Annotated in this window: 18 protein-coding genes and 1 pseudogene; 8 read left to right on the top strand and 11 right to left on the bottom strand. The window is 72.4% G+C overall.

The features are described 5' to 3' along the window. Positions 1-62: 62 nt before the first annotated feature. The 8 genes from E4198_RS23175 to E4198_RS23210 form a co-directional block, all read right to left on the bottom strand. Complete coding sequence (locus E4198_RS23175; protein ID WP_136184864.1) at positions 63-941, bottom strand: RNA polymerase sigma factor SigF; 879 nt, start codon at positions 939-941, stop codon at positions 63-65. A 129-nt stretch (positions 942-1,070) separates the two neighbouring features. Further along, positions 1,071-1,505 carry an ATP-binding protein gene (locus E4198_RS23180; protein ID WP_136184865.1) on the bottom strand — a complete coding sequence of 145 codons (435 nt, stop codon included), beginning with the start codon at positions 1,503-1,505 and terminating at the stop codon, positions 1,071-1,073. A 121-nt stretch (positions 1,506-1,626) separates the two neighbouring features. Continuing rightward, entirely contained in the window at positions 1,627-2,856 is a 1,230-nt protein-coding gene (locus E4198_RS23185; RefSeq protein ID WP_136184866.1) for a PP2C family protein-serine/threonine phosphatase, read from the bottom strand. Then, on the bottom strand, positions 2,856-3,872 hold the full coding sequence (locus E4198_RS23190; protein WP_136184867.1) for a SpoIIE family protein phosphatase: 1,017 nt from the start codon (positions 3,870-3,872) through the stop codon (positions 2,856-2,858). The genes E4198_RS23185 and E4198_RS23190 overlap by 1 nt, the downstream gene beginning before the upstream one ends. Then, entirely contained in the window at positions 3,857-4,297 is a 441-nt protein-coding gene (locus tag E4198_RS23195; protein ID WP_136185576.1) for an ATP-binding protein, read from the bottom strand. Before E4198_RS23195 ends, E4198_RS23190 begins: the two co-directional genes overlap by 16 nt. Positions 4,298-4,359: 62 nt before the next feature. Next, positions 4,360-4,803 carry an STAS domain-containing protein gene (locus E4198_RS23200; protein ID WP_136185577.1) on the bottom strand — a complete coding sequence of 148 codons (444 nt, stop codon included), beginning with the start codon at positions 4,801-4,803 and terminating at the stop codon, positions 4,360-4,362. 22 nt (positions 4,804-4,825) lie between these two features. Next, positions 4,826-5,701 carry an STAS domain-containing protein gene (locus E4198_RS23205; RefSeq protein ID WP_136184868.1) on the bottom strand — a complete coding sequence of 292 codons (876 nt, stop codon included), beginning with the start codon at positions 5,699-5,701 and terminating at the stop codon, positions 4,826-4,828. A gap of 97 nt (positions 5,702-5,798) precedes the next feature. Next, positions 5,799-6,725 carry a Ppx/GppA family phosphatase gene (locus E4198_RS23210; RefSeq protein ID WP_136184869.1) on the bottom strand — a complete coding sequence of 309 codons (927 nt, stop codon included), beginning with the start codon at positions 6,723-6,725 and terminating at the stop codon, positions 5,799-5,801. 134 nt (positions 6,726-6,859) lie between these two features. Here E4198_RS23210 and E4198_RS23215 point away from each other — a divergent pair, with 134 nt between their 5' ends. Continuing rightward, a complete protein-coding gene (locus E4198_RS23215; RefSeq protein ID WP_136184870.1) occupies positions 6,860-7,078 on the top strand; it encodes a DUF4236 domain-containing protein in 219 nt (72 codons plus the stop codon). Between the two features lie 37 nt (positions 7,079-7,115). Here E4198_RS23215 and E4198_RS23220 read toward each other — a convergent pair whose 3' ends face one another. The 3 genes from E4198_RS23220 to E4198_RS23230 form a co-directional block, all read right to left on the bottom strand. Next, positions 7,116-8,276 carry an acyl-CoA dehydrogenase family protein gene (locus E4198_RS23220; RefSeq protein WP_136184871.1) on the bottom strand — a complete coding sequence of 387 codons (1,161 nt, stop codon included), beginning with the start codon at positions 8,274-8,276 and terminating at the stop codon, positions 7,116-7,118. A 94-nt stretch (positions 8,277-8,370) separates the two neighbouring features. Continuing rightward, complete coding sequence (locus E4198_RS23225) at positions 8,371-9,150, bottom strand: CoA-transferase (RefSeq protein ID WP_136184872.1); 780 nt, start codon at positions 9,148-9,150, stop codon at positions 8,371-8,373. Between the two features lie 29 nt (positions 9,151-9,179). Beyond that, positions 9,180-10,097: a CoA-transferase gene (locus E4198_RS23230; protein WP_136185578.1), complete on the bottom strand. Its 918-nt coding sequence runs from the start codon at positions 10,095-10,097 to the stop codon at positions 9,180-9,182. A 187-nt stretch (positions 10,098-10,284) separates the two neighbouring features. On the opposite strand from E4198_RS23230, the gene E4198_RS23235 reads away from it, so the two are divergent. The 7 genes and pseudogenes from E4198_RS23235 to E4198_RS23265 all read left to right on the top strand — a co-directional run bounded on the left by E4198_RS23235 (position 10,285) and on the right by E4198_RS23265 (position 17,332). Next, complete coding sequence (locus tag E4198_RS23235; protein WP_136184873.1) at positions 10,285-11,196, top strand: LysR family transcriptional regulator; 912 nt, start codon at positions 10,285-10,287, stop codon at positions 11,194-11,196. A gap of 254 nt (positions 11,197-11,450) precedes the next feature. Then, positions 11,451-12,791, top strand: a complete 1,341-nt coding sequence (locus E4198_RS23240) for an MFS transporter (RefSeq protein ID WP_136184874.1) — start codon at positions 11,451-11,453, stop codon at positions 12,789-12,791. 197 nt (positions 12,792-12,988) lie between these two features. After that, positions 12,989-13,252 (top strand): DUF4190 domain-containing protein, encoded by a 264-nt coding sequence (locus tag E4198_RS23245; protein WP_136184875.1) that lies wholly within the window; start codon positions 12,989-12,991, stop codon positions 13,250-13,252. Between the two features lie 64 nt (positions 13,253-13,316). After that, positions 13,317-13,556, top strand: a pseudogene (locus tag E4198_RS23250) (hotdog domain-containing protein); the annotation flags it as partial. Positions 13,557-13,587: 31 nt separating this feature from the next. Beyond that, the gene (locus E4198_RS23255; RefSeq protein WP_247597809.1) at positions 13,588-14,580 is read left to right on the top strand and encodes a LacI family DNA-binding transcriptional regulator; all 993 of its coding nucleotides are present in this window, start codon (positions 13,588-13,590) and stop codon (positions 14,578-14,580) included. 338 nt (positions 14,581-14,918) lie between these two features. Further along, positions 14,919-15,799 (top strand): IS5 family transposase gene (locus E4198_RS23260; protein WP_136184876.1). Its coding sequence is split into 2 segments (ribosomal slippage): positions 14,919-15,279 and positions 15,279-15,799, totalling 882 coding nucleotides; the frame shifts between segments, so codons are not numbered across the junction. Between the two features lie 171 nt (positions 15,800-15,970). Next, positions 15,971-17,332: a sugar ABC transporter substrate-binding protein gene (locus tag E4198_RS23265; RefSeq protein ID WP_136184877.1), complete on the top strand. Its 1,362-nt coding sequence runs from the start codon at positions 15,971-15,973 to the stop codon at positions 17,330-17,332. Position 17,333: the final 1 nt, after the last annotated feature.

Below are 17,333 nucleotides of genomic sequence, written 5' to 3' on the forward strand. Positions count from 1 at the left end.
CTCCGGCACCCGCAGGTCCGCGGCCGTGCGATGACGTCCCGGTGAGGGCGCAGGCCGAGGCGTCAGTCCTCGACCAGCGCGGTGCGCAGCCGCTTCAGGCAGCCCGACAGCAGGCGGGACACGTGCATCTGGGAGATGCCGAGCCGTTCGCCGATCTGCGACTGCGTCAGCTCCTCGCCGAAGCGCATCTCCAGGATGCGCCGGTCCCGCGTCCCCAGCCGGGCCAGGTACGGCTTGAGCGCGTGGAGCGACTCGATGGTCTCGAACGTCGGGTCGCAGTCGCCCAGCCGGTCGGCGAGCCGGGGCCCGTCGCGGTCGTCCTCCCCGTCGTCGGAGGCGCCGTCCAGCGAGTCGGCCGTGTAGCCGTTCGCCGCGACCTGGCCCTCGATGACCTCCTCGACGCCGATGCCCAGATGGTCGGCCAGCTCCTGCGGCGTCGCCGACCGGCCGAGCGAGGCGAGCAGTTCCTCGCCCGCGACGGCCAGCCGGATTCGCAGCTCCTGAAGGGCGCGCGGCACGTGCACGGCCCAGGTCGTGTCGCGGAAGAAGCGCTTCATCTCGCCGAGGATGTACGGCACGGCGAAGGAGGTGAACTCCACGCCCCGGTCGAGGTCGAACCGGTCGATCGCCTTGATCAGACCGATCGTGCCGACCTGGACGATGTCCTCCTCCGGCTGGCCGCGGTGCCGGAACCGGGCGGCCGCGAACCGGACCAGCGACAGGTTCATCTCGATCAGCGTGTTGCGGGCGTACTGGTAGGCGTGCGTGCCCTCCTCCAGCGTGCGCAGCCGCTCGAAGAACAGCCGTGACAACCGGCGGGCGTCCTTGGGAGCGACGGCGCTCGGCACGTCGAGCTGGGGGAGCCCGGCGACGTCGCCGTCGGAGGTCTCCGCCTCGGCCCCGTGGGGCTCCACCGTGGACATCTCGGTCGCGGGAGTCATTCCGGGCCCTCTCCTCGTGAACTGTCGTCGGACGGCAACAAGAAGGACCTGCCCCGGAAAGCGATCCGTACACGTCCCCGGTCTCCGACCGGCCCGAACGCGTCGTTCACGGGACGGACCGGCGGAATCTCACAGCAGGGGGAGGTGCGCGGTGACGGTCTTGCCGCCGCCGCCGTGCCGGGCGATCGTCACCCGGCGGGCGAGCCGACAGGCCAGGGCCCAGCCGTACCCGCCCAGAGTGGGCGTGCCGTTCGTCGACGGCTCGCACCGCCGCGGCATCTCGTCGCTGCCGTCCGCGATGGTGAGGATCAGGCAGTCGCGGTGGATGCGCGCCTGGAAGGCGGTGATCCCGCCGCCGTGCCGGATCGCGTTCGTGGCCAGTTCGGAGGTCACCAGCAGGGCGTCCGCGACCGTGACCGTGCCGTCCTGGAGCTCCGCGCCGGCGGTGCCGAAGTGCAGCTCCAGCAGGTGGATGACGCGTTCCCGGGCCTCCGCCGCCGTGTCCGGCGGCGGTATCGGTTCCCGGGCGTCGGCCGGCGGCCGCTGGTTTCTGAGCTGTTCCATCTGGGCGTCTCGTTCCGTCTGCGTCTCCGTCTCGCATGCCCGCTTGTCGGCCGCGCATGCGCCGGAGCCCCGGGCGCCGACCCGGGGCACCGGCGCCGCCGTCCGGATGCGGGTAGGTCGTTCATGCGTCCTCGTGAGGGAGACGCATGGCCAGCGCGAGGGTGTCGTCGGGATGCAGCACCACGGTGTGCATGGCGTCGGCGACGGCGCCGGGCACCTCCTCGATGGGCCGCTCCCGGTGTTCGACGGCCGCGGTGACCAGCCGTGCCTCGCCCTCGACCGGGTCGCGTCGGCTCTCGGTGAGGCCGTCCGTGTACAGCAGCACCAGGTCGCCAGGCGCGAGGCCGACGGTGAGGGTTCTTTCGCTGCCGGGGAGGGGAAAGCCGACGCCGCGGCCGCGTACCTCCAGGTACTCCGTGGTGCCGTCGCGCCGCACCAGCAGGGCCGGCGGATGGCTGCCGTTGGCGAGCGACAGAAGCCCGGTCGCCGGGTCCAGCCGGGCGAGGAGCACGGTGGCCATCGTCTCGGCGTCCACCCCCGAGACGATCTCCCCGGCGCGTTCGACGAGTGTCGCCGGCGGATGCCCCTCCAGCGCAAGGGTGCGCACCGCGTGCGTGACGTTGAGGGCGTCCCGGGTGCTGCGCACCCCGTGGCCCAGCGCGTCGACCACGGTGATGTGCACGGTGCCGTCGGGGAGGGTGAACCAGTCGTAGAGGTCGCCGCCGGTCGGGGCGTGGGTGTCGGCCGGGGCGTAGTGCACGGCGAGCTCCAGCCCCGGGACGGTCAGCGGCGGGGGACGCAGCGCGTCCTCGAGCTCCCGCAGTATGCGGCCGTGGGCGCTGCGCAACTGCTCGTCCCGCTCCTCCAGTTCGACGTACAGCGCGAGGACGCCGCTGTTGGTCTCGTCGAGTTCGTGGGTGAGCCTGCGGTGTTCGGCCGCCAGGGAGTCCGCCCGGTCCAGGACGGCGCGCAGTTCCTCCTCCGCCGCGTCCTCGTCACCCTCGCCGTCCGCGCCGTCGAGCACCACAGGCCGGACCGGGTCCGCGGTCAGTGGCAGACGCCACACGGTACGGCCGTCCGCCATCGTCTCGGCGGACAGCGGCAGCCTGGCCGGGACGGCGCGTTCGCGCGCGTGCCCCGCGTCCAGCGTCACGGTGAGGACGCCCGGCCCGGCCTCCGCGGTGAGCCGTACGCCATGGCCCGCCTCCGTTGCGCGGCGGGCGACCAGGGCGACCGACAGGGTGAGCCGGGCCCGCTGCTCGGCGGGCAGCCCGTGCAGCCGCGCGAGGCGCCGTACCGCCCTCCGTACGTCCGGCAGGGTCGACAACAGGGCTGTGGCCGACGGGCTCATCACAGTCCTCCCAGGCTGAGTGCCGTGGCGTCGTCACGGTACTTGCGGTGACGGTGCGCCAGGGCGGCCGGCAGCAGCTCCGGTGGCAGCCGCAGCAGGAACGGGCTGGGGGCGTGCGACCAGCGGGACGCTATGCCGTCCGAGTAGAGCACCGCCACCTGGCCGGTGCGCAGCGGCACGCTGCGGACCTGCGGTGTGGGGATGTTCCAGCCCACCACGCCGGGGCGGCCGTCCATCCGGCGATGCTCCTCGCGCGGGGACAGCACGCACAGCCGCACGTTGCCGACGCCGCAGTACAGGGCGCGGCCCTCGCACAGGCGGAGCAGGCCCACCGCGGCGCCGCGGGTGTGCCGCAGACTCCGGTGCAGCCCCTGCACGATCTCCGGCAGCGTGCGGTCGGCCAGTCCCTCGAACGCGCGCAGCGCCGTGTGCGCGGCGAGTGCCGCTGGCTCCCCGTGGCCCAGCCCGTCGACGACGAGTGCCGTCGGCGCCCCGGCCTCCCCGCCGACGGCGCAGCCGTCCCCGCAGAACTCCTCGCCCTCGGCGGGCAGCCGGACAAGGCCCGTCCGCCTCACTGCCGGCGGCGTGTCGGGAGCGGTGATCCGCGCGGCCGCGACCGTGCCCTCGCCGGGCTCGGTGCGCACCAGGAACCGGCCGGAGATCCGCTGCACGGCGCCCAGCCCGGTGCCGAGGGTGCCGGTGGTGGTGTACCCGTCGGAGAGGCACCGGGCGAGTTCGGCCATGCCGGGGCCGCGGTCGGCGGCCAGGATCTCCAGGCCCGGAACCCCGGGGACCGGCTGAAGGTACACCACACCGTCCACGGCGTGCTTGTCCAGATTGCTGGCCAGCTCGCTGGCCACTGCCCCGGCCTGGTCGGGCAGCGGGCCGGTCAGTCCGCAACGGACCGCGATCTCCCGCGCCCGGGACGCGGCCAGATGCACGGCGCTGTAGTGGTCGATGCGCACCTCGACCGTCGGCGACGGCTCCCCGCGGCGGCCGTTCACCGGTCCGCCCATCGCACGGCGGTCACCACGGTTCCCTTTCCGGGCGCCGAGCGCACCTCGAAGTCGTGCATGAGGCGCCGCGCACCGCCCAGGCCGTGCCCGAGCCCGGCACCGGTGGTGAACCCGTCGGTCAGCGCACCCTCCAGGTCGGGGATGCCCGGCCCGTCGTCGCGCACGGTCAGCCGCAGCCCGGCGCCGCGGGCCTGGCGCAGCGACTCCAGGGTCAGCGTGCCGCCGCCGCCGTGGATGTAGGCGTTGCGGGCGAGTTCACTGGCCGCCGTCACCACGCGCGTCTGGTCGACCAGGCGGAATCCCAGCGCCTGTGTGGCGGAGCGCACGGCGTGCCGGACCGCCAGCAGGTCCTCCTCGGTGCGCACCGGGTACGACTCCGACGAGGAGTCGGGCGAGGCTCCCGCCCCGGTCCGCTGGTGCCCGATCCGGTGGCCGGGGGCGCCTCCCGACCGGGAATGCGGCGCGTCACGCGGATCGTCGGGGAGGGTCACTCCTCGGTCACCCTCTCGCCGTCACCGTCGCTTTGCGGGTCGGGCCGGGCGCCCTCCCAGGTCTGCCGCCAGCCGAGCGCGGCCATACCCGTCTCGGCGTTCAGCGCGGTCTCCACTCCGGTGAGTTCGATGCCGAGCTCCACCAGGGTGATGGCCACCGGCGGCCGCATCCCGGCCACGATCACCCGCGCACCGAGCAGTTGGGCCATGGTGCTCAGCTCCATCAGCGCGCGCGCCACGAACGAGTCGATGATCTCCACACGGGAGATGTCCAGCAGCACCCCGCGGGCACGGTCGGAGACGATCCGGGTGGTCAGCTCGTCCGCCAGTGCCATGGCGGTGGTGTCGTCGAGTTCGCTGAGCAGTCCGGTGACGAGTGTGTCGCCGAGCCGGAGGATCGGCAGCGTGCCGGCGCTCGCGGCGTTCTCCGGGAAGGGCACCGGGGGCCGCGCCGGGAGGGAGTCAGCCACGGGCGCCGCTCCGCGGATCCGCCTGCCGCGAGGTGAGCTCCATCGCGGTCTCCAGCGCGTCGGCGAGGGTGGCCCGGGTCAGGATGTCCGACAGGTCGATGCCCAGCTGCACGATGGTCTGCGCGATGCCCGGCTGGATGCCGCTGATGACGCAGTCCGCGCCCATCATGCGGACCGCCTTCACCGTCTGCATCAGGTGCTGCGCGACGGAGGTGTCGACCGTCGGCACACCGGTGATGTCGATGATGGCCACGGACGCCTCGTGCTGCTGGATGGCCTCCAGCAGGTTCTCCATCACCACCTGGCTGCGCGCGGTGTCCAGGTTGCCGATCAGCGGCACCGCCAGCACCTGGCGCCACAGGCGGACCACCGGCGTCGAGAGTTCGAGCAGCTGACGGCTCTGCCGCCGGATGATCTCCTCGCGCCCGTCCACGAACGTCTCGAAGCACAGCGCGCCCGAGGCGTCGAGGATGCGGCTGACCAGCAGTGCCGCGGCGAGCATCTGCCGGCCTTCGACCAACTCCTCCTGCACGGCCTCCAGCAGGGCTTCCTTGAGCTGCATCACCGCCAGCGACGTCACCGTCGGTGAGGCGCCTGCCCGCGCCCGGCGCAGCGACAGGTCGACCACCACGTCGCGCAACCCGGCGTGCTCGAGGATGATGCGCTCCGCCGGCAGCCCGGCGGAGAGCGCCGAACCCAGCGCCGTCACCAGGGCGTCCGCATCCTCGTGCAGCTCCGACTCGACCAGGCCGTCGTGCAGCCCGGACCGCTCCACCTGCAGCTGCACCCAGCGGTCGGCGATCTCGGTGCCGCGCTGCGACAGCACCTCGCTCAGGCGATCCCGAACAGCAGACTCCGTGACACTCATGCCCGAACTCTGCCACACCCCGGTGCCGGCTCCCTCCGCAGTGGGCCTGTGCGGCCCCGGGACGGGCCGTCCCGGGGCCGCCCGCCGACTCCGACGCTCACCGCTCCAGTTCCGCCAGGCGCTGCAGCAGCAGGCCCTCCCGCACCGCCCACGGGCAGACGGTGACCGAAGCCAGATCCAGCTGCCGCATCGCGGTGTGCGCCACCACGGCACCGGCCAGCGCCTGCCGACTGCGCGGCCGGCTGATGCCGGGCAGCTTCGCGCGCTCGGCGGCCGGCAGGCCGGCCAGTATCGTCACCGCCTTCCGCAGGTCGGCGCGGGACAACTCACGCGGCACGTGGACGCCCTTCTTGGCGGGCGGCGCCCCGCACAGCCGGGCCAGCTGCTGGAACGTACGCGACGTCGCCACGGCTGTCAGCGGCTCCGCGGCGCGCACGCGGGCGGAGACCTCCCGCAGCTGCTCTTCTGCCCGGCAGCGGACGGCCTTCACCGCACGCTTCGGAGGCGGGTCGGCGCGGCCGAAGTACCGCCGGGTCAGCCGACCCGCGCCCAACGGCATCGAGGCCGCGAAGTCCGGCACCCCGGTCCCGCCGAAGGCGATCTCGAGCGACCCGCCTCCGATGTCCAGGACGACCATCGGCCCGGCCCGCCAGCCCATCCAGGCCCGTGCGGCCAAGAACGTCAACTCCGCCTCACGTTCCCCCGACATCACCCGCAACTCCAGCCCCGTCTCGGCCAGGACCGCGTTCAGCACCTCGTCCCGGTTCGGCGCGTCCCGGATGATCGCCGTCGCGAAGGCGTCCAGGTCCGCGACGCCCCAGCTCTCCGCCTCCTTGCGGGCGTCGGCCACCGCGTCGGCCAGCAGGGTGATCGCGCACGAGGGCAACCGCCCGTCCCGCTCGACCAACTCCGCCAGCCGAAGCCGCTGCTTGGCCGTGTGCACCCCTGTCGGCACCGCCCCGTCGAGGTCCGCGACCTCCAGCCGCACCGTGTTCGATCCCGCATCCAGCACACCCACTCGCATGCGCTCGTGCGTACCCGCACCGGGCACGGAACACCCGTCGCCCTCCGGGTGCACTCCGCCGAACACCGGGTACGCGACACGGTGTACGCGGGTTCCGCGACGACATGCGGACCCACGGAGAGGAGAGAGACGCCATGGCGATCACCTTCCGCCGCAGCATCCGCATCCTGCCGGGAGTGCGGTTCAACCTGAACCGCCGGTCCTGGTCGCTGACCGTCGGCTCGCGGCGTGGTCCGAAGCACACCTGGTCCTCCACCGGTCGCCGCACGACCAGCTACGACCTGCCCGGGCCGTTCGGCTACCGCCGCTCCCACCGCTCGCGCCGCGGCGGCGGGCGGACCGCCAGCCGCTGAGACGCCTGGGCCGGCCCTCCTGGTGGTCCCGAACCGGTCAGGTCATGGCGTCGACGCCCGTCAGGGCGCGGCCGATGAGGAGCTTCTGCACCTGCGAGGTGCCCTCGTAGAGCGTCAGCACCCGGGCGTCGCGCAGGTACTTGCCGACCGGGTACTCGTCGATGTAGCCGTAGCCGCCGAAGACCTGGAGGCAGTTGTTGCTCACCCGCACGGCCGTCTCCGCGGCGTGGTACTTGGCGGTCGAGGCGTCGGTGCCGTAGTCCCGGGGCCCGAGCCCCGCGTCGGCCATGCGCGCCACGTGGTGGGTGAGCAGCCGGGACGCCTGAACGTCGACGGCCGAGTCCGCGAGGAGTTCCTGCACGAGCTGGAACGAGGCGATGGGCCGCCCGAACTGGGTCCGCTCGGTGGCGTAACCGACGGCGGCGTCCAGCGCGGCCTGGGCGACCCCCACCGCGCCTGCGGCCACCGAGACGCGGCCGCGGGACAGCGCTCCGAGGGCGATGCCCAGCCCTTTGTCCACCGGCCCGAGGCGGGCCGCGTCCGGGACGCGGACGCCCTCGTAGGCGAGTTCCGCGGTGGCCTGGCCGCGCAGGCCCAGCTTGCCGTGGATCTCGCGGGCGGTGAAGCCCGGCCGATCGGTCGGCACCAGGAACGCGGTGACGCCTCTGTCGCTCGTCCGGGCGAAGGTGAGCGCCACCCCGGCCACCGAGCCGTTGGTGATGAAGGTCTTGGTCCCGTCGAGCACCCAGTCGTCGCCGTCCCGGGTGGCCCGGGTGGTCAGCGACGCGGCGTCCGACCCCGTTCCCGGCTCAGTGAGAGCGAAGCAGCCGAGCGTCTCCCCAGCGGCCAGCCGCGGCAGCCACTCCGCCCGCTGCGCCGCGCTGCCGTGCGCGGCGACGGTCTTGGCGACCAGCCCGAGGGAGACGGACACGATGCCGCGCACTGCGGAGTCACCTCGGCCGAGTTCCTCGGTGACCAGCGTGTAGGACAGCATGTCCGCGTCCACGCCGCCGTGTTCCTCGGGGAGCGTCAGGCCCAGGAAGCCCAGCGCGCCGAGCGCGTGCACGATGCCGGGATCGACCCGCTCGGCGCGGTCCCATTCGCGGGCGTGCGGCACGATCTCGGCGTCGACGAAGCGGGCCGCCATGGCCCGGAATTCGCGCTGCGTGCCGGTGAGTCCGAAGTCGCGTGCGAGCACGGTGCCTGCCTCCTGGTCGGTGGTCGCGCCCGGCCCTCGGGCCGGACCGGTCGGTGCGCGCAGGGCCCGCGCGGTGCGGCCGGGCCCCGCCGGTTCAGCGCAGGTACACGCGGTCGGGGTCGACGGTGTCCCGCAGCAGGTGCAGTTCGTCGGCGGTCGGGGGCTCGACGGTGGTCACCGAGTCGGCCACCCGCAGGTCCCAGCCGGTCGCGCGGCGCACCTGGGCGACGGTCACACCGGGATGCACGGCGACCAGCGTCAGTTCGTCGCCCGCCCCGTTCCGGGCGAGGACGCCGAGGTCGGTGACGACCCGCGTGACCCCGGCGCCGCGTGGGGTGACGCCCTCCCGCAGTGCCCGGTCCGGCCCCGGTGAGGTGCAGAAGTCGAGGCTGTCGGTGAGCGACCGGGGATCGTGGCGGCGCATCACGACGAAGACCTCGTGGGCACCGGCCATCACCTCCATCGCCCCGCCCGGTCCGGGCAGCCGCACTCCGGGCCGGTGCCAGTCGCCGATCACCGAGGAGTTCAGGTTGCCCCACCTGTCGATCTGGGCCGCGCCGAGGAACCCGACGTCGATGTGGCCGCCTTGCAGCACGTAGCCGAACAGCGCGGGCATGGGGAGGACGGCCTCGGCGCCGGTGACCAGGACGGCGTCGGCGATGGTCTCCGGAAGGTGCGAGGGGTGCGCGCCGCACACCCCGGACTCGTAGACGATCTCCAGCCGCGGGGCGACGGTCAGATGGGCCAGCGAGGCGGCCAGCGTCGGCAGCCCGATCCCGGCGAACACCGTACGCCGGGCGGCGAGTTCGCGGGACGCCGCGACCGCGATCAGCTCCGAGGACGTCACGGCTGCCCTCGTGGGAGCGGATGGCATGGGCGGTTCTCCTTCGCGGTGGCGGGCGGTCACAGGCGCCGCCCGTAGTTCACGGGGAGGCTGAATGCCTCTCCGACGGCCAGCGCCGACCAGTGCTCCTCGCCGAGCAGGGCCACGTATGCGGCGTGGTCCGTCGTGCCGTGCACCCACTCGGCCATCCAGTCCTTCAGACGCGCCGGATCGCGGCTGATCCGCGACCACGACCGGTAGAAGGCGTTGTCGCGGTCGTAGTAGCCCTGTGCGAACGACGGGTGCGCGCCGCGGGGGCACGCGACGACGGCGTCCACCGCGTGTGCCGGGATCACGGTCCGGTTGGGATCGGAGCGCACCACCTCGTCGTCGACGACCTCCTCGACCACCACCACCGCCCGGGCCGCGGCGTACACCGCCTCCGCCTGGACGCCGGTGAGCCCCCAGATCTGGGTGTTGCCGCTGCGGTCGGCGCGCTGCGCGTGCACGAAGGTCACGTCCGGGTGCACCGGAGGCACCACGTAGACCTGCTCCCGCTCGCCGTCGGGCCCGGGGTAGGGCGAGGCGACCGTGCGCAGGCCCGGGTTGACGGACGGGAGGTCGCTGCCGGCGTACGAGCGCAGCGGATGGAAGGGAAGGCCGGACGCTCCGGCCAGGTAGCGGCACACCATCCCGTAGTGGCTGTACTCCTCGAACGCGAGCGGCTCCGGCTCGCCCGACTCGACCCGGCGGCGCAGCTCGCCGAGCGACCCGGCCGAGGAGTTGCCCACGAAGGAGGAGACGAGCTTCGACACGCACCCGCCGGCCAGCATCTGGTCCACCACGATGTCGGCGGTCATGCGCACCACCGTCAGGTCGCGCCGTCCCTGACGGACGATCTCGTGTCCGGCGGCCGTCGGGATCAGGTGGGTGAAGCCTTCCAGGCAGACCGTGGCGCCGTCGTGCACGAAGGCCGCGACGGCCTCCCGCATCGTCATGGTCTTGTCCACGAAGGGCTCCTCGGCGTCGCGGTCGGGCGTTCCACGCTGCCAGCCGCCATTGATTAGTGTCCAATACCGAATTAAGGTCGAATCAAGATGCCAGAGAGATGAATGTAGGGGTGGACCCGGCGCCGCCGGGTGCGCCGCAGGTCGCCCCGGGCGATGGAAACGGACCGGAACGACGATGGAACTGCGCTACCTCACGGCTTTCGTCGCCGTGGCCGAGGAACTGCACTTCGGGCGCGCGGCCAAGCGGCTCCAGATGGCACAGCCTCCGCTGAGCCAGCAGATCCGCCAGCTCGAGCGGGAACTCGGCGTCCAGCTCTTCGAACGCAACACCCGCTCGGTGCGGCTGACCAGCGCCGGCCGATCCTTCCTCGAGCCGGTGCACACCGTGCTCCGCGATCTCGACCTCGCCACCCGGGCCGCGAAGGCCGCCGGACGCGGCGAGTACGGGCGGGTCACCGTCGGGTTCGCCGGCGCCTCCAGCCACGAGACGCTGCCGCTCCTCACCCGCGCCGTGCGCCTGGCCCACCCCGGCATCGAACTGGCCATGCAGGGCCAGACCTACGCCCACGTCGCGCTGGAACGCGTCGCCGACGGCTCCCTCGACCTCGGCTTCGTCCGCCTGCCCGCCGACCGTCCCGGCGTGCGGACCCGGGTGATCTCCGAGGAGGAACTCGTCTGCGCCCTCCCCTCGGACCACCGGCTGGCGGGCCTGAGCGCCATCGCCCCGGCGGACCTCGCGGACGACCCTTTCGTCAGCTTCCCCGCCAACGCCGGGTCCTCGCTGCGCGACGCGGCCGTACGCACCTGCGAGGAGGCGGGCTTCCGGCCGCGCATCGTGCAGGAGGCGCCCGACTCGCACACCATCCTCGCCCTCGTGGCCGCCGGCGTCGGCGTGACGCTCACCCTCACCTCCTGCCAGCACATCCAGCAGACCGGGCTGGTCTACCGGCCGCTGGCCGGCTCCCCGGTGCGACTTCAGGCCGCCCTCGCGTGGCGGCGGGACAATCCGTCGGCCGCCCTGCGCACGGTCCTCGCCGTCGCCCAGGACGCGCTGCCCGTCCCCGCGCCCGCCGCCCGGCGGGACTGACTGTCCCCGCGCCAAAACGCGGCACCCTCGCCGGCGGGCGGCCGCGTGTCGTGCCGGCCGCGTCCAGGGCGCCCTGTCCGTGGCCGAATCCCGTCGGCAGTGAGACGGAGAGCGTCTCACTGCATCAGCGATTCAGTATTGGACCCGTCTCGGTGCCGACTGGCACGGTTACCGCCATCACCTTCCGAGGCGGGCGCCCGCCGGCTCCACCCGGCCCCGCACCGCCCCTCCCCACGACGCCGATGGGAGCGAGCATGAGTGCGGCACAAGCCGCCCGCGAACGGCGCAGGACGGCCGGGCGTGCGGGCATCGGAGCCTTCGTCGGCTCGACGATCGAATGGTTCGACTTCTACATCTACGGCACCGCGGCCGCCCTGGTCTTCGACCAGGTCTTCTTCCCCGAACTCGAGGGCCCGGTCGGCACGCTCGTCGCCTTCGCCACCTTCTGGGTCGGCTTCCTCGCCCGCCCCCTCGGGGGGATCGTCTTCGGTCACTTCGGCGACCGGCTCGGCCGCAAGAAGACCCTGGTCATCACGCTCCTCATGATGGGCATATCGACCACGCTGATCGGGCTGCTCCCTGGCTACGCCTCCATCGGCGTCGCGGCGCCGATCCTGCTGGTCACCATCCGCATGATCCAGGGCATCGGCCTCGGCGGGGAGTGGGGCGGCTCCGTCCTCATCGCCTCCGAACACGCGCCCCGGGGCAAATCCATCCTCTACGGGGCGTTCGCCCAGCAGGGCTCGCCCGTCGGCAACAGCCTCAGCACCCTGAGCTTCCTGCTCATCAGCCAACTCCCCGACGACGACTTCCTCGCGTGGGGCTGGCGCATCCCCTTCCTCGCGTCGGCCGTGCTCGTCGTCGTCGGCCTCGTCGTCCGGCTCAAGGTCGCCGAATCCCCGGCCATGGCCCAGGTCATCGAGAAGAAGCAGGCCGCCCGGGTGCCGCTGTCCGAGATTCTGCGGAAGCACCCCACGCTCATCGTCCTCGGGATCGGAGCCTGCACCATCGGGCTGTCCGCCACCTACTTCAAGACGACGTTCGCCCTGTCCTGGGCCACCTCCGCCCTGAACTTCGAACGCAGCGACTTCCTGACGATCATTCTGGTCGCCACCCTGGTGCAGATCGTCGTGCAGCCCTTCGGTGCCCTCATCGTCACCAGGATGAGGAGCTGGTCGAAGGCGGTCACGCTCATCCTGCTGCCCGAGATCGTGCTGATGCCCCTGATGTTCCTGCTCATCCGCAGCGAGAACTACGGGCTGGCGATGTTCGGCGTCGTCGTGGCGACCGTGCCGCACTGCCTCTACTACGCCGCACTCGCCGGCATGCTCGCCAGCCGTTTCCCCGCCCACCTGCGCTACACCGGCATCTCCCTGTGCTACCAGCTCTGCGGCACGCTGCTCGGCGGCACCACCCCGATCATGGGCCAGTTCCTGCTCAACCGGACCGGTTCGATCACCGCTGTGATCGCCTACGCCGTCTTCCAGGTGCTGCTGACCCTCGGCTGCGTCCTCCTGCTCCTCCGCCGCCCCAACCACGACGACCGCGCCGCCGCCCGCGGGCCGGAACCCACCCGCGCGACCGCCCTCGCCTGACCATCCACCACATCCAGGGGCGGGCCCTCCCAGCGGGGCCGCCCCCGGAGGGCCGCGTGCAACGGGAGCGGCGCATGCCGCCTCTGGTGATATCCCTACGAGAAGGCGGTCCGCGTTACGCACGCGGATTCCGGCGTTACGCTTCTCAGTCATGTCGGCCGGCGGCCGGCGCAGGGAGCCCGATCCTGGAGTACGCCATGGACGACACCGCGCGGCGCGACACCGGCCTGCGCCGACCCGACGGCATGGCGAACGCGGCGTTCGTCCTCGGCCTGGTCGGCCTCGTGGTTCTGCCCATCTGCCTCGGCCCGGTCGCGATCGTGCTGGGCGTCCTCGCACTGCGGCGCGACACCACGCTCGGCGGCCGCGCGCGGCTGGGACTCGCCCTGGGAACCGCGGACGTCCTCGTCTTCGCGGTGTCCCTCGCGGTGGAGCGCGACTGGCTCGGTCCCCTCTTCTGATCACCCCGGGTCTCCTACCACTTCAGGATTCCGGCGGTCCTCGGCGACCGTTGCCGGCACCGCCACGATCGAGACCAGGACCGACCTCTTCCGCGCCGTCCGTTCCGGCACCGTCCGCGCCACCGCCCGCCCGCTGCACGTCGGCCGGACGCTGATCGTGGTGCAGAACGACCTCACCGACGACCGGGAACCTCTCCTCGCGCAGACCACCCAGACCAGGTCGCGCTGCCGCCGGCCCCGGACGGTGGCGCGCCCCCTGACCCGAAGGCCGGTGGCGACCGTGCCGAGAAAGCAGGTGACGTAAGGTGGTCGCCTGTCCCGAGGGAGGAAGACGGGTGCCGCAACCGGTCACCATGAGCGACGTCGCGCGCGCTGCGGGAGTCTCGGTGACCACCGTCTCCTACGTGCTCAGCGGCAAACGGCCGGTCGCCCCGCACACGCGCCGCGCGGTGGAGAAGGCCGTCGCCGATCTGGGCTTCACCCTCAACACCGTCGCCCGCAACCTGCGCACCGGGCGGTCCACGATCGTCGCGCTGGTCGTGCCCGACCTCGCCAACCCCTTCTACGCCCAACTCGCCCGTGGCCTGCAGGAGTCGCTGCGCGGCCCGGGCTACCATCTCGTCGTCGGCTCCTCCCTCGCCCAGCGCGACGAGGAGCGTGCCTTCCTCGAGGAGGCAGTGGAGCAGCGGATGGCCGGAGTGGTGATCACCCCCTTCCGCATCGGGCCGGACGACCTGGGCCCGCTGGCCGACGCGGGCATCCCCGTCGTCGTCAGCGCGGACGTCCGGTTCGGCGACGTGGACCACGTGGCCCCCGACTCGGCCGCAGCCTTCCGCGACGCGCTCGCGCACATCACCGCGGCGGGCCGCCGCCGGGTCGGCATGATCGCCGGTCCCCGCGACGTCACCGGCGGCGACCCCCGCCTCGACGTGCTGCGCGCCGAGGCCGGGCGTTTCGGGCTGACGCTGGCCGATCCGTACGTCGTCCCCGGCGAGCACACCCGCGAGGCCGGCGCCGCCGCCTTCGAGGCCCTGATGGGCCTTCCGAAGCCCCCGGACGCGGTGTTCTGCGTCAACGACGTCACGGCGGTCGGCGCCCTGGAGAAAGCCGAGGAGCTGGGCGTCGACGTCCCCGGCGACGTCGCCCTGACGGGTCACGACGACATCGAGTTCGCCTCCCTGGTCCGGCCCCGCCTGAGCACTGTCCGCTACCCCGCGATCGAGGTCGGCCGGTCCTGTGCCCGGCTGCTGCTGAGCAGGCTCGACGGCAGGTCCGCAGCCCGTACGGTGCGCGTCGCGACCACTTGGGTGCCACGCGCCTCGGCCTGAAACTCCGCCGCATCCGGCCCCCGCTCACGGCGTAGCGACTTCCCGTAGACACCCAGTGCTGTGGCCGGGAAGGTTCACCGGCTCGCGACGCCTGGCACGGCACCTCTCCCCGTGGCACTTCGGGCACGGGGGTGCCCCCACCGTTGTCGCATCGCGCGAGTACGGACAAGTACGAGCTGCGATCCTCCGCCTTGCGATGTCTCCCCAGGTCCTGGCGGACCTGGGGAGACCCCATGCACCAGGTGCCGCGAGCTTCCCGGTAAACCTTCCCGGCCACAGCACTAGGGCCTGTCCGGCGGATCATGTGACTTTCGGGTTGATGGCTCGTTGTGCTCGGCATGGGGCGGGGTGATCTGAGTAATGCGGAGTGGGCCCGGCTGGAGCCGCACTTACCGACGACGGGGCGTCGTGGAGGCAGGTGGATCGATCACCGGCAGGTGATCAACGGGATCCTGTTCCGACTGCGCACGGGCATACCGTGGCGTGATCTACCGGAGCGGTACGGCAGCTGGAAGACCGTCTACGAACGGCACCGGCGCTGGTCCGCGAACGGCACGTGGGACCAAATCCTGCGTGCCGTCCAGGCCGACGCCGACCTGGCCGGCCGGATCGACTGGAGCATGGTCAGCGTCGACTCGACCTCCTGCCGGGCTCACCAGCACGCGGCCGGGGCACGCAAGAGGAAGCCACGCATCCCGAAAAAAGAACGACGCCCCGGCATCACCGCCCCGACGAGGGACTTGGACGGTCCCGGGGCGGCCTGACCTGCAAAATCCATCTCGTCGGAGAAGGCGGCTGCCGCCCCATGGCCATGCTGGTCACGCCGGGCCAGTTCGGCGACGCGCCCCAGATGATCGAGGTCCTGGAGCGCATCAGCATTCCCCGCCCTCACGGTGGCCGCCCACGAACCCGGCCGGACCACCTCGGTGGGGACAAGGCGTACAGCTCCCGCCGCAACCGCCGTTACCTGCGAAGACGCCACATCAAGCACACGATTGCGGAACCGAAGGACCAGCGCGGCCACCGAAAACGGCGCGGCAGCCGAGGCGGCAGGCCCACCGGCTTCGACCGCGAGAACTACAAGCGCCGCAACGAAGTCGAACGCACCATCAACAGGCTCAAGAACTCCCGAGCCGTGGCCACCCGCTACGACAAGAGGGCCTACGTCTTCCACGGCACCGTCACAGCCGCAGCTATCCGATTGTGGCTCCGACCATGATCCGCCGGACAGACCCTAGCCCCGCTGCCGTCTTTGTGTTTGGCTACCCGGCACGCAATCGATTGCGTACGCCAGTCACCGCACGGTGCCCGCCTCGACCGGTCCGGCATCGGTCCAGGCCGGAGCGCCGGTCCGCCGAAGAGCCGAGTGACCCAGGGATGAGGAGAACCGATGACCCACCGAAGGCGACTTCCGCGCTCACGCCGTCTGCTCGCCCCGGCACTCGCCCTGCTGCTGGCCGGCCTGTCGGGCTGCGCCGGGACGGACGACGCGGGCGAGACGAACGCGGACACCTCGTGCACCCCGGCCGAGGGCGAGGTGACCCTGGAGTACTGGTCCTGGGTCCCCGGCATGCAGCAGGCCGTCGACCTGTGGAACCGGCAGCACCCCGACATCCGCGTGAAACTGCGCACCACCCCCGCAGGCAACGCGGGCGCCTACCAGAAGCTGTCCAACGCCCTGAAGGCGGACGAGGCGCCGGACCTGGGACAGGTCGAGTACGACTCGCTCGCCAACTTCCGGCTCAAGCAGGGACTCCGGGACATCGCCGCCTGCGAGCCGGTGCAGCGGGCCGAGGCCGAGTTCGTCGACTGGACGTGGTCGCAGGTCACCTTCGGCGAGGGCGGCCAGGACGGCGTGTGGGCGATCCCGCAGGACACCGGGCCGATGGCGCTGTTCTATCGCAAGGACGTCTTCGACCGCCTCGGCCTGGAACCCCCCGCCACCTGGCAGGAGTACGAGGCGGCGGCCCGCACCGTGCAGAAGGCGGACGGCGACCGGTACATCACCCACTTCTCCCAGACCGACCCCAACTGGCTCGCCGGCCTGTTCTGGCAGAACGGCGCCGAGATGTTCCAGCGGCAGGACGACACCTGGAGGGTCACGGTGAACCGGCCGGAGAGCCGCCGGGTCGCCGAGTTCTGGCAGGGCCTGATCGACGACGAACTCGTCGCCACCGACCTCCAGGGTTTCTCGCCCGCCCTGTACAAGGCATGGAACTCCGGTGAGGTGGTCACCTGGATCGGTGCCGCCTGGGGCTACAGCACCATCCGCGACAACGCCGGCAGGACCGCGGGCGCATGGGCGGTGGCACCGATGCCCCAGTGGTCCGAAGGGCAGCAGCGCGCCGGCAACTGGGGAGGCTCGACCACCGCCGTACTCGCCGGGACCGAACACCCGCACGAGGCGGCGCAGTTCGCGACCTGGCTCAACACCGACCCGCAGGCCCTGCGGATTCTCAACCGCGAGGGCGGCCTGTACCCCGCCGCCACCGCCGGCCTCGACCTGCCAGCCCTGCAGAAGCCCGTCGAGTTCTACGACGGCCAGAAGATCTTCGACGTCTTCGCGCAGGCCTCCCGCAACGTCGACACCGAGTTCACCTGGGGTCCCACCATGACCGACACCTACCGCCACCTGAGCGACGGCACCGCGGCGGTGACGGGCGGCGAGAAGACCCTGGGCGACGTCCTCGCGGAGACCGACCGCCGGACCGCCGAGTCGCTGCGCGAACAGTCCCTGAATGTCGCCGACTGAC

Source organism: Streptomyces sp. RKND-216 (assembly GCF_004795255.1).
GTDB lineage: Bacteria > Actinomycetota > Actinomycetes > Streptomycetales > Streptomycetaceae > Streptomyces > Streptomyces hazeniae.

Coding starts and splice junctions, on each gene's coding strand:
- E4198_RS23235 (WP_136184873.1), top strand. CDS start 10,285: ATGGAACTGCGCTACCTCACGGCTTTCGTCGCCGTGGCCGAGGAACTG.
- E4198_RS23225 (WP_136184872.1), bottom strand. CDS start 9,150: ATGCCATCCGCTCCCACGAGGGCAGCCGTGACGTCCTCGGAGCTGATC.
- E4198_RS23205 (WP_136184868.1), bottom strand. CDS start 5,701: ATGAGTGTCACGGAGTCTGCTGTTCGGGATCGCCTGAGCGAGGTGCTG.
- E4198_RS23210 (WP_136184869.1), bottom strand. CDS start 6,725: ATGCGAGTGGGTGTGCTGGATGCGGGATCGAACACGGTGCGGCTGGAG.
- E4198_RS23230 (WP_136185578.1), bottom strand. CDS start 10,097: ATGACGATGCGGGAGGCCGTCGCGGCCTTCGTGCACGACGGCGCCACG.
- E4198_RS23180 (WP_136184865.1), bottom strand. CDS start 1,505: ATGGAACAGCTCAGAAACCAGCGGCCGCCGGCCGACGCCCGGGAACCG.
- E4198_RS23215 (WP_136184870.1), top strand. CDS start 6,860: ATGGCGATCACCTTCCGCCGCAGCATCCGCATCCTGCCGGGAGTGCGG.
- E4198_RS23190 (WP_136184867.1), bottom strand. CDS start 3,872: ATGGGCGGACCGGTGAACGGCCGCCGCGGGGAGCCGTCGCCGACGGTC.
- E4198_RS23175 (WP_136184864.1), bottom strand. CDS start 941: ATGACTCCCGCGACCGAGATGTCCACGGTGGAGCCCCACGGGGCCGAG.
- E4198_RS23240 (WP_136184874.1), top strand. CDS start 11,451: ATGAGTGCGGCACAAGCCGCCCGCGAACGGCGCAGGACGGCCGGGCGT.
- E4198_RS23185 (WP_136184866.1), bottom strand. CDS start 2,856: ATGAGCCCGTCGGCCACAGCCCTGTTGTCGACCCTGCCGGACGTACGG.
- E4198_RS23245 (WP_136184875.1), top strand. CDS start 12,989: ATGGACGACACCGCGCGGCGCGACACCGGCCTGCGCCGACCCGACGGC.
- E4198_RS23265 (WP_136184877.1), top strand. CDS start 15,971: ATGACCCACCGAAGGCGACTTCCGCGCTCACGCCGTCTGCTCGCCCCG.